12 protein-coding genes and 1 other RNA gene are annotated in these 11,748 nt (G+C 34.7%); 5 read left to right on the top strand and 8 right to left on the bottom strand.

Features of this window, described 5'->3' with window-relative positions; all coding sequences use genetic code 11:
- Positions 1–9: 9 nt before the first annotated feature.
- From B5X55_RS10855 to B5X55_RS10845, 3 genes are read left to right on the top strand one after another with little or no spacing between them, the layout of a single operon-like run.
- On the top strand, positions 10–660 hold the full coding sequence (locus B5X55_RS10855; protein ID WP_079512647.1) for a hypothetical protein: 651 nt from the start codon (positions 10–12) through the stop codon (positions 658–660).
- Positions 638–1,474: a DUF3822 family protein gene (locus B5X55_RS10850; protein ID WP_079512646.1), complete on the top strand. Its 837-nt coding sequence runs from the start codon at positions 638–640 to the stop codon at positions 1,472–1,474. The genes B5X55_RS10855 and B5X55_RS10850 overlap by 23 nt, the downstream gene beginning before the upstream one ends.
- Positions 1,475–2,011 (top strand): RsmD family RNA methyltransferase, encoded by a 537-nt coding sequence (locus tag B5X55_RS10845; protein ID WP_079512645.1) that lies wholly within the window; start codon positions 1,475–1,477, stop codon positions 2,009–2,011.
- A 23-nt stretch (positions 2,012–2,034) separates the two neighbouring features.
- Here B5X55_RS10845 and rnpB read toward each other — a convergent pair.
- Positions 2,035–2,356: RNase P RNA component class A (rnpB, locus tag B5X55_RS10840), an RNA gene on the bottom strand.
- Positions 2,357–2,465: 109 nt separating this feature from the next.
- Here rnpB and B5X55_RS10835 point away from each other — a divergent pair.
- Positions 2,466–4,286, top strand: a complete 1,821-nt coding sequence (locus B5X55_RS10835; protein ID WP_079512644.1) for a DNA polymerase III subunit gamma/tau — start codon at positions 2,466–2,468, stop codon at positions 4,284–4,286.
- Here the strand turns inward: B5X55_RS10835 and B5X55_RS10830 are convergent.
- Genes B5X55_RS10830 through B5X55_RS10800 form a run of 7 tightly spaced genes read right to left on the bottom strand, consistent with a single transcriptional unit; the run spans position 4,281 to position 11,039 of the window.
- A complete protein-coding gene (locus B5X55_RS10830; RefSeq protein ID WP_079512643.1) occupies positions 4,281–4,628 on the bottom strand; it encodes a transmembrane 220 family protein in 348 nt (115 codons plus the stop codon). The two genes, B5X55_RS10835 and B5X55_RS10830, sit on opposite strands and share 6 nt — an antisense overlap.
- 6 nt (positions 4,629–4,634) lie before the next feature.
- Positions 4,635–6,008: an alkaline phosphatase family protein gene (locus tag B5X55_RS10825; protein WP_079512642.1), complete on the bottom strand. Its 1,374-nt coding sequence runs from the start codon at positions 6,006–6,008 to the stop codon at positions 4,635–4,637.
- Between the two features lies 1 nt (position 6,009).
- The gene (eboE, locus tag B5X55_RS10820) at positions 6,010–7,203 is read right to left on the bottom strand and encodes a metabolite traffic protein EboE (protein ID WP_079512641.1); all 1,194 of its coding nucleotides are present in this window, start codon (positions 7,201–7,203) and stop codon (positions 6,010–6,012) included.
- Between the two features lie 5 nt (positions 7,204–7,208).
- The gene (locus B5X55_RS10815; protein ID WP_079512640.1) at positions 7,209–8,369 is read right to left on the bottom strand and encodes a 3-dehydroquinate synthase; all 1,161 of its coding nucleotides are present in this window, start codon (positions 8,367–8,369) and stop codon (positions 7,209–7,211) included.
- 7 nt (positions 8,370–8,376) lie between these two features.
- Complete coding sequence (eboC, locus tag B5X55_RS10810; protein WP_079512639.1) at positions 8,377–9,276, bottom strand: UbiA-like protein EboC; 900 nt, start codon at positions 9,274–9,276, stop codon at positions 8,377–8,379.
- Position 9,277: 1 nt separating this feature from the next.
- On the bottom strand, positions 9,278–10,186 hold the full coding sequence (locus B5X55_RS10805; RefSeq protein ID WP_079512638.1) for a TatD family hydrolase: 909 nt from the start codon (positions 10,184–10,186) through the stop codon (positions 9,278–9,280).
- A 4-nt stretch (positions 10,187–10,190) separates the two neighbouring features.
- On the bottom strand, positions 10,191–11,039 hold the full coding sequence (locus B5X55_RS10800) for an EboA domain-containing protein (protein ID WP_143814464.1): 849 nt from the start codon (positions 11,037–11,039) through the stop codon (positions 10,191–10,193).
- A 123-nt stretch (positions 11,040–11,162) separates the two neighbouring features.
- On the opposite strand from B5X55_RS10800, the gene miaE reads away from it, so the two are divergent.
- Positions 11,163–11,744, top strand: a complete 582-nt coding sequence (miaE, locus tag B5X55_RS10795) for a MiaE family protein (protein WP_079512636.1) — start codon at positions 11,163–11,165, stop codon at positions 11,742–11,744.
- Positions 11,745–11,748 lie beyond the last annotated feature (4 nt).

The following is an 11,748-nucleotide window of genomic DNA, read 5'->3' as shown; positions in this document are numbered from 1 at the left end:
ACATACAAAATGAAGACCATTATACAAATTGTACTTTGGGTTGGGTGTATCGCTTTAGGATACCTAATTTATAACTCCATCACTGGACCAATTAATTTTAAAGAAGTTAAACAAGAGCGTTATGCTCAAGTTATAGCTAAATTAAAGGACATTCGAAATTCTCAGGATGCCTACAAAACTGTAAATGGAAAATACGCGAATGACTTTAATAGTCTTATTAGTTTTATAGATACTGGTAAATATGTAATTACTCAACAAAGAGATTCATCTTTTATGGAGTTCGATAAAGCATATGGTATCGATTTATTAAAAGAAGTAAAAATCATTGATACATTAGGTTTCGTTTCTGTAAAAGATTCTCTTTTCAAAAAAGATTCAAGATACAAGACTTTAATGGATGTACCTACCGCAGCAAATGGCGAAAAGTTCGTTATGAAATCGGCTTTCGTTGAGAAAAGTGGATATAGAGCTCCTGTATTTGAAGCTAAGGTTGATAAAAATGTAATTCTTTATGATCAACCAAAAGACTTAATGGCACGTGAAAACTCTGCTTTAAGTGTTGAAGAAGTTAACGGACCATCAATTAGAGTTGGTTCTTTAGACGAAGTAAGTACCAGTGGTAACTGGCCTCCTATCTATGACAAGAAAAACGATCAATAACCGTTTAGATATAGCGGATAAAAATTTTAAGAAATTGTCCATTCAGGTTAGCTTGAATGGACTTTCTTTTTGTGTAGCAGATACTGTTGTACAAAAATTACTCCTTTCCGATAGTGTCGATTTTGTGGAAGAAAAAAATCCTATGCTGGTTTTAGATGAATTGAAAAAACTTTTTCAAGTGCATCAGCTTAATAACATGGAATTTGATGAAGTAGTAGTTGTTCATCAAAATACCTTATTTGGTCTAGTCCCAAAATCATTATTCAACGCAGATCATCTTTTTGAATATCTTAAATTCAATACCAAGGTTTTAGGTACAGATGTACTTTCGTACGATATAGTCGAAAACCATGAATTGGTTAATGTGTATGTACCATACATGAATATCAACAATTACATTTATGAGCTTTTTGGGGAGTTCACTTATATGCACAACGGAACAGTTCTTTTGCAGTCATTAATGAATAACCAGACGCAAAATCAAGAAACTATATGCTATGTTCATGTTAGCAAGAGTCAGTTAGACATAACTGTTCTTGACCAACGTAAATTACTACTCTACAATAGCTTTCTTTATTCAACAAAGGAAGACTTTGCTTATTACCTGCTATTTGTTTTGGAACAGCTTGAATTAGACCCTAAAACTGCAAGTGTAAAACTTTTTGGATCCATTGAGGAAGATGACCCTATATTTCAGTTATGCTTTTCCTATATTCAGAATATAAGCATATTTGCCCCGTCTTCACCCCAATTAATAAAATTAGGTGAGCCTGAAACTACATCGGTTGACTTTACTCTAATCAATACCATTTAAATGCGCATCATTTCAGGAAAACATAAAGGACGAAATTTACAGGCCCCAAAGAAACTACCTGTTAGGCCCACGAAAGATATGGCCAAAGAAAGCTTATTCAACATATTGAATAACAGTTATTATTTTCCAGATTTAAAGGTTTTAGACCTTTTTGCAGGTACGGGTAATATCAGTTATGAATTCTCATCAAGAGGGGTAAATAATGTTCTTGCTATTGATGCTCACTCAGGCTGTATAGAATTCATCGATAAAACAGTGTCGCTTTTAGATATGAACATTCGTACTTTAAAAGGCGATGTTTTTACTTTTTTACAACGTAATAAAGAACAATTCGATATTATATTTGCTGACCCTTTCTATGATATGGAACTTTCCGATTTTGAAAAATTACCGCAATTAGTTTTTGAAAATGAACTCTTATTAGAAGGCGGAGTTCTAATTATTGAGCATTCTAATCGCACCAGCTTAGCTGATTTACCTCATTACAAAAACTCTCGAAAATACGGTGGTAGTGTATTTAGCTTTTTTGAAAGATAAATTTCAAAAACTCTCAGATAATTAAAAAAAGCAGGCCATAAGCCGGATTCTGTATACTGAAAAATTCAGAATTCCTTATCATTTATCTAGGCCAAGGGTTACCCCAAGGCTCTAACCGCCTACCCTTCGGCTTGAGCGTGCAGCCCTTAAACACCGATTTACATGACGTTTCACCGTATAGAGTTTACCTGGTTTCACTACAGCCGAACTGTACTTGCTTTCTGTTGCACTTGTCCTCACTTTTCAGCGGACGGGCGTTACCCGCTATACTGCACTATGGTGTCCGGACTTTCCTCGTATTCTACCCGAAGCTTCGGGAGAATCCGCGATAAGGTGGCCTGCTTTGCGCAAATGTACTGTAATTGTTGATAACTAAGGATGATCTCTATTCTTAATTCACTTTAGTATTCACCGCTATATTTATATTTGTAAAAGCATAAAACGTAGTAGTATTTTGGAACCATTTATCGTATCGGCACGTAAGTATAGACCACAGACCTTTAAGGATGTTGTGGGACAACAAGCTATTACCAATACACTACAAAATGCAATTGACCAAAATCATTTAGCACAAGCACTACTTTTCTGCGGCCCAAGAGGTGTAGGTAAAACTACTTGTGCCCGTATTTTGGCAAAACAGATAAATTCTGATGGTACCGAACAGAAAGACGAAGATTTTGCATTCAACATTTTTGAACTTGATGCCGCATCTAATAACTCTGTTGACGACATACGAAATCTTATAGATCAAGTACGGATACCACCACAAGTAGGCAAATACAAAGTTTATATTATAGATGAGGTGCATATGTTATCTCAATCTGCTTTTAATGCTTTTCTTAAAACATTAGAAGAACCTCCTAAACACGCTATTTTTATACTTGCCACGACAGAAAAGCATAAGATAATACCCACTATACTTTCTAGATGTCAAATATTTGATTTCAAGAGAATTACAGTTAAAGATGCTGCAGAATATTTAAAATATATTGCAGAAAACCAAGGTATTAATGCAGAAGAAGATGCTCTACACATTATAGCCCAAAAGGCTGATGGGGCAATGCGAGATGCCTTATCTATTTTCGATAGAGTGGTTAGTTTTTCTGGGGCTGAACTTACACGAAAAGCAGTCACCGAAAATCTTAATGTTTTAGACTATGATACATATTTTGAAGCTACAGATTTAATACTGGAACATAACATTCCAAATTTACTTTTGCTTTTTAATAAAACTTTAGCGCTGGGGTTTGACGGACACCATTTCATATCTGGACTAGCATCTCATTTTAGGGATTTAATGGTATGCCAGCATCCTGACACGATAACTTTATTAGAAGTAGGTGAAGCGGCCCAACAGTTATACAGAGATCAAAGCAAAAAAACCTCAACCTCTTTCTTATTAAGCGGTCTAGATATTGCCAATGATTGTGATTTAAAATACAAAACAAGTAAAAATCAACGCCTGTTAGTTGAACTAACGCTTATGAAACTTGCCTCTATCGATTTTGATGGAGAAAAAAAAAATCCTGAATCAGTAGCTCTTCATAATAAAACAATAGATTTTATTGCCCCCTCTGCTTTTTACAAGCAATTACCGAAGCCTCCACAAAAAAATCTGGTAGCCGAAACTACTAATCAGACCCCTACCCCTATTGAGAAAAAGAGTGCAGAAATTTCTAAACCTGTCTCAACTACAACCATAGAGCCTTCCTTAGATAAGGCTAAGTCTGAAGAAACACCTCTGACTGCAGAAAAACCAAAAAAAATCACTGAAGAACTTGCTCAGAATAAAATTAAAATCAATTTACCCCATAAACGTGTTTCTGGACTATCTATTTCTAGTCTTAATGCGAAAAAACAGCATGAGTTAAATAAAATCGAAGTTGTTATTGACGAAGACAACTTACCAAAAAATTCTTTCACTGAAGAAGAATTGCGTAAACATTGGGCCGAATTTGTTGAAAGCATAGACCAAAAAGGTCAAAAAATTCTTGCTTCGAATTTAAATACTGACATTCCTAAATTAAAAGAAGATTTTAATATTCATATTGAGCTTCCTAACGGAACTATGAAAAAGGAAATTGAGCGTGAACAGTTCGAGCTTATGGAGTATTTACGAGCTAAATTGAATAATCATTTCATTCAATTGATCATTAGTGTGAATGAAGCAACAGCTAAAAAATTCGCTTTTACCCCAGAAGAAAAATACGAAAAACTTAGGGAGAAAAATCCAGTAATCGATTTGCTAAGAACAGAATTCGATTTAGACTTATAACTTTCTTTTTACACGAAAACTAAATACGAGCATCACTATTGAAATTATTAATAGACCGAATGCCTCTCTACCCAATTCTACAGTAGTAATATCACCATCATTTAAATCAAATCCTTGAAAATCGGAAGGATATTGATATAAAAAACCAGCAAACGCGAGTAATCCTATAACTAGCGGTATTACAAATCTAATTTTATTTAAAGCAAAACCCAATGAAACCAATGCCGCTATGGCATAAATAATAACCCACACTAAAGCATCTGGGTCATTATATTGTAAGATTGCGCCCGTAATAAATAAAAGCGTAAATAGGTAACCTAGCGTCTTAAATAATAGATTCATAAGGAATTAGTTTAACAGGTGATCTTCTATAAGATCACGTACTTGTATTGCATTAATTACATTTTCATTTTCACTACTAACTCGGTTACTTATGAAAATAGGATAATCTTCTTTATCTTCTGTCAAACGGCCATGAGAACCTTTAATTAAAGTTGCATCAATCGGAATAATATTCATCACCGTTCTAAAGCCAAGTTTCTTCTTCAATAACTTACCGACGACTTTAGCCATTACCAATTTATCTTTTGGGTCGGTCAACATTTCAACAGGATCATAACCTGGTTTCTTATGAATATCAACCATTCTAGCATAATCTGGCGCTTTGGCATCGTCTAACCAAAAGTAATACGTGAACCACGAATCTTTATCAGCTACTACCACAATATCACCACATCGCTCATGATTAATATGATACTTTTTCAAGTCTTCACCAAATAGCACTTTTTCTACACCTTCAACCGACTGAAGCAACTTTACAAGTTTTCCTATAGTACTAGAATTTTTACAATATATATGAGCGATTTGATGGTCTGCTACAGCAAAAGCATCACTTTCTCCAGCATCTAAAAGTTCTAGACCACGTTCTTCCCTTATGGCGATATAACCTTCTCTTCGTAATATTCTGTTCAAATGAATAGGCCTATTTACATTTGTAATTCCGTATTCAGAAAGCAGTATTATCCGAGCATCTAAAGCTTCATAATGGTTCACCAAATCTTTTACAACTTCATCTATTTCCGATAGGTCTTTAGAAATAATACTAAAGTCAAGACCATAACGCTGTAGATTATAATCTAAATGTGGTAAGTAAATAAGTGTAAGATCAGGATTATGTTTCTTATCAGTCAAAAGTGCTGCATCAGCAATCCATTTTGAAGAATTTATAGTTGTTTTAGGTCCCCAAAATTCAAACAATGGAAAAGTACCTAAAGCATCTTGCATTTCATCTCGTAACTTGGCCGGATACGAATAAACATCTGGAATTTTTCTCCCATCAGCCAAATAATTCGGTCTTGGGGTAATGCTGTAATCAACATTAGAATACATATTATACCACCAAAAATGATTTGCACAAGTAAAATTCGGGTATCTCTCTTTTAAATCATCCCAAAGTTTTGGCTGTTGCACCAATTTGTTAGACTGCCGCCAAAATTTAACTTCGCATTCATCTTTAAAATACCAACCATTACCTACAATACCATGTTCTGCAGGCCATTTACCAGTTACATAAGTAGACTGGACAGCGCATGTAACTGCAGGTAAAATAGGTTCTATATATGATGTTCTACCTTTCTCTAAAAAAGACTTAATGAATGGAGTATGTTCTCCTATTAATCGTTTGGTCAACCCTACTACATTAATAACAACTGTCTTTCTCATTTTACAAGTGTGATTTTAACCATTCAATTTCGCGGATAATAGATACAGACAAATCTTGTTTTAAATCTGTCGGAAGCACATCCCACGTATATGTTTCAATTTCTAAATGTTCAGAAACAGGATTTGATTTTATATACTCAATCGTTTTTAAAATATGGTCTTGGGTGGAAAATAAAGCCCCATACTTTTCTAAAAAAATGGGTACATGATAATGAGCACGAAGTTCTTGATGAGACCCCTTGTTTTTTAAAACCAAAGGAAGATCACTAAACGTTTTAACCACACCGTCAATCTTTTCGGTAACCTGATGCAGATAGGTGGGTTCATTAAATTGAGATAGCTCCCCCCATATTAGTTCATCATTTGTACCATTGAATACAATTTTTAATGCAGCACTAACTTGAATTTTTCCTACTCGAATATTTTGCTCTTCAAACTTTGCAAACGTCTCTACAGGTTCTTCAAAGGCCAGTGAAAAGTGGCAAATATCATAACAAACAGTTATATATTTCTTAACAAGCGCTTCAGCCTCTAATGCCCCTAAACCCAACTTATTCTCAAAAAATTTAACCCCTAACGGCACTAAGTATTTTGAATAAAAATATAAAACCTCATCACTATTCTCTAATAGTCCATCTGGTTCCGGTTCAATATCCAAATGCATATATTTTCCGGTAGTATTTTCTAATTCGAACAATTGATAAGCAACTTGAAGCATATGCTTTGCACCTACTTCAAATGCTTTTTCAGTTTCCTCTTTACTTTTATGCCAATATTTATACGTAATAGGAGATGTTGAAATACCGCCATTTAATCCTTTTGGCAATAATTCTGAAAGTTGTCGAAATAAGCGTTTGGTATATGAAAGCCTATCATTAGTAGTCCAATCTGGCGCATGCACCATATCCTTAACTCGTTCATTATGAAAATTTCCATAAGGAAATCCGTTCATGGTAAACACATAAAGATTATTATCTGCCAACCAATTTTTAAAATCGGACATGTTCGAGCCATGTTCTAATTCTTCGCTTGCCTTATTTGACAAACGAAGACCTAGACCAAAAGCCTGGTTCGATGAAACCTCTTTTTTTATACCCGGAACGTGTTTTTGAATACTTTCAAATGTACTTTTCCAATCTTGACCAGGATGAATATTGGTGCAATAAGTTAAGTGTAGTTTTTCTTGAAGCTGCATTGGTTTTAATTTAATGCGAATTGATGATTCAACTTTGCAATGGCATCTTTCATAACCTTTATATCAATTGTATGTACGTCATGTTTGATTCCTAGACCCGAAATAAGGGTAATTGTCAATTGGCCACCCAAATGCTCTCTAAACTCCTCTATTCCATTTAACAATGATTCGATTTCATTAGTTGTACTCACTGGTAGTGAGAGATCAAAACCAATTGCAACCATTACATCCAAGATATGTTGCAAATCACTTTCAGTAATTAAACCAATTAATTGAGCATAGGTAACATCAAGAGCAATACCTTTCGCTACCGCTTCACCATGTCTTAATTCATAGTTAGTTATGAACTCCATTTTATGGGCCGCCCAATGACCAAAGTCTAAAGGTCTAGATGAACCTGACTCGAAAGGGTCACCACCTTGGGCAATATGATGCATATGCATTGCCGCACATTTGTAAATTACATACTGCATTGGCTTCATTTCCCTTTGTTTTAAAGCAATGGAATGATCAGCGATATATTGAAAAAACTCTTCATCCTTTATTAAGGCTACTTTAATGGCTTCTGAAATACCAGAAATCCAATCGCGTTGCTCTAAGGTTTCTAAAAAATCACTATCATTAATTATAGCATATGGCGGAGCGAATGTTCCTAAAAAATTCTTTTTCTTAAACGCATTCACACTATTCTTGACTCCAACAGCCGAATCATTTTGCGACAAAACCGTGGTTGGAATTCGTATTAGCTTAACACCTCTATGTGCAATAGCGGCAGCATAGCCAACCATATCTATTACTGCGCCACCACCTATAACAACTACAAATGAATGTCTACATATTTTATTCTCATTCACAGCTTTTAAAACCGAATCAATAGCCGAATCACTATTTTTAACTTGCTCACCGCCCTGAAGAACTATGGTATCTGTATACTTTAAATTATCCTCATTACTTTCACAGTACGATTTTATTTGTTGAATTAATTTCGGATGATGATTTTTTACACCTTCATCTAAAACGAACAGAAGTTTCACTGCTTCGAATTCTTTGTAGTCAGAAATTAATTTTTTGAATAGCGGATTCTCTAAAGCAAAAAGCCCTGAAGTGAAATACAATTGATAATCATATTGAACTTTAAATGACTGTTTTATAGGTTGTAATTGCATATTAAATTTAGGTTACGGCAAATAATTTAGACAACAGCATAGATATTGGTAACAATAAAAGAACTGCCAATGCTAGGTACCAACTAGAAAAACCGGCGACCCAACAAGCGTTCATAACCACAAGTGATAATACGCCAGAAATAACAGCTTTTTTAATATTTTTCGGCGAATTTTCTTTGTACGCTTTAAATAAGGGTGAAAAAATTAAAAAGCTGAACAAAAGTAAAAATGGAGTTAACACTAAAACTTCATCTGTCTGTTGTATTACAATAAACGTTAATGTTACAATAACTATTGCATACAAAACACCAGCCCAAACAATGTGTTTCTTATTGTTACCATGTACTTCCCCTCTGCTAATTAATGTAATGGCAAAAATGTAAATTACTGGTACAAGCGCTATATACCAATTTGAGATTTCTGAAACTATCGACATCCCCAAAAGCAGATTCAATCCTCTGCAGATACCCATATTCAAGGGGCCCGAAAACCCGAATTGTTTAAAATAGGCATCATAAGTCAAAATAGCAATAGTTAGTAAAACAGAAATAACACCTGCTAACATATTGCAAAAAAATGCCAAACCAATTCCTAACGCCATCAGTATGATTCCAAAATATACCGCTTCACGTTTAGGAATCAAACCACTTGGTATTGCCCTCTCTGGACGTTCAATAGCATCTAACTCTGCATCAAAAACATCATTAAAAACAACCCCCCCAGCATATAAGGCTATTGATGAAAAAACCAATACTATAACACTAATTGAATTTCCCTTTAAAAAACTAAGAACCTCAATATGCTCAAGAAAAAGAGTAATTGCAACACCAGCCAATATATCTGCAGCAGCAGTTGGCAAATTTGCGGGTCTTGCCAAACGAGCAAAACCCATTAACTTTTCTTTCATTTTAAGTAATTTGGTCCTCGTCGATTCTTGGAGTTTGCCCTCTTAAAACACTATTGTCATTAAATAGCTGCGATTGATTTATACTATCTGGCTGTAACCAATGTGCCTCTTTCATTTTACCATTTTTACTGAAGGCATCTAAAGCGTTTTGGTAGCAAGTCTTTCTTACATCTTCAATAGAAATACCTCTTTTCAACATTAAGGAAGCAGTTTTAGGCACTGCTAATGGATCACTTACACCCCAGTCTGCAGAACTATCAACAATGATATTTGAGCTACCATATTTTCTAACAACCTCAACCATTCGTTCATTACCCATTTTTGTTTTAGGGTAAATAGTAAATGCGGCAATGAAACCACGATCAAGAACATCCTTTACCGTTTCTTCATTGTTATGATCAATAATTACATTTGCTGGATCCAAGCCATGTTCCAAACAAACCTCCATACTCTTAATCGTACCTGCTCTTTTATCGCGGTGCGGTGTATGAACTTGAACGGTCATATCTAATTCTTTAGCCATTTCTAGTTGCATTCTAAAGAACTTGTCTTCGGCTGGCGTTTGATCGTCATATCCTATCTCTCCTATAGCAACTACATTCTCCTTATGAACATACAATGGCAATAATTCAATTACTTGTTCTGCAAGTGCTTCATTATTTGCCTCTTTTGAATTAAGACCTATTGTACAATAATGTTTAATGCCGAATTGGCTAGCTCTAAATGGCTCCCAACCAACAAGGCTGCTATAATAATCTTGAAAAGAACCTACTTGGGTTCTAGGTTGACCTAACCAAAAAGAAGGCTCTATAATTGCCACCACTCCCGCAGCAGCCATTGCTTCATAATCATCTGTTGTTCTTGACGACATGTGTACATGCGGGTCAATAATCATCATTTTTTCATCCATACTATTATTGTTTAAGCGTATTCCAATTTATTTGTCCATTAGTAACCCTATGTCGTAATTCTGGGAAACTATTTAAAAGGGCATTTGCTTTTTCATTACCTGAGTGATAACAACACAACGCACCTGCTTTATTTTCAATCGAATCTTCACTACTTAGTAGCCTATTCATATCTTTCAAAAGTTCTTTATTTAGAAATTTTGATACGGGCCTCCAAAAAATAGGGTCTATTTTTCTTGATGCCGCCCAACGTTCATGAGCATAATCTGAAATAATTCTTGTGAGGTCTGCGTTGGCTCGTTCATCTACAGACTCTATTAGTAAAAGATCACGTTCCATAAATGCCGCCTTTAAATACATTTGATTCCATTGCTGATCATTAAAGTATTTTGCAGGATACGGATTGTTTAATGATATTGCATCAAAAATAATTGCAATATTAGTTCGTAGCGCTTCAACAGCAGTTTGCTTATACGCCGCAGGGTTGGGCAATAGAACTAAGTATTTTAAAAAAGTTTCTAGCTCACCTGTATCGGCCACTTGAATAATATTTGCAACTTTAGGTGAATAAAATTCCTCATCTTGACCAATAACTGCAGACAAAAGATATATTCTAGCTACTTGAAGCAAATTTGCACTGTGTGCCTTGAAATAGACGGAACAATCATCAACTACATTTTCAAAAGAAATAGGCTTCAAAGAATCAAATTTCACATTTAAGAGGCTATAGGTCATAAATAAATCTTTAGAAGATTTACTTTCTGCCATCTTACTGATTTTCTCCTTTAACCAAGCCAAACTTTCTGGCGCTCCATATTTGATTAAGATATTTTGAATTTGTTCTTGATTGTGCATTTTTATTATCTAAGATTGACTTTACTTCAAAAATAATTATTATTAATTAGTTAGTTGTCAAAGCAGGTTGATTATAATTGGTGAAGTCTATAAAATCTTTCTAATTTTGAATAAAAGAATACTATGCTAGGCTTAAAACTTCCTACTGACCCAAGATGGGTAAATATTGTACAAAAAAATATTGATGAGATATTAACTGATCATGCCTATTGCGAGCAAAAAGCTGCAAGTACTGCTATATCTTTAATTGTATCTTTTCCTGAATATACTGAATTAGTAGAGGAAATGGTCGCTTTGTCTCGGGAAGAAATGGGTCATTTTAAAATGGTACACGACCTTATTCTAAAACGTGGAAATACCTTAGGAAGAGATCGTAAGGATGATTACGTAATCGAATTGCTTAAGTTCTTCCCAAAAGGTGGTAGTCGAACCACTCAGCTGGTTCATAGATTATTATATGCCGGACTAATTGAAGCGCGCAGCTGCGAACGTTTTAGACTGCTCTCTGAAGAATTGGAAGACAGAAAATTAGCCGACTTTTATCATAAATTAATGATAAGTGAAGCCGGCCATTATACTATGTTTTTAAAATTTGCTCGAAAATATGGAGAATTGGAAGAAGTCAACCAAAAATGGAATAACCTCTTAGAATACGAAGCAAAAATTATGAAAGATTTAGGCACTAAAGAATCTATACACGGTTAACCTT

Origin of the sequence: Maribacter arcticus (assembly GCF_900167935.1) — a bacterium.
Lineage (GTDB): Bacteria > Bacteroidota > Bacteroidia > Flavobacteriales > Flavobacteriaceae > Maribacter > Maribacter arcticus.
Note: the sequence above shows the minus strand (reverse complement) of the source record. Positions and strands in the feature narration are given on the sequence as shown.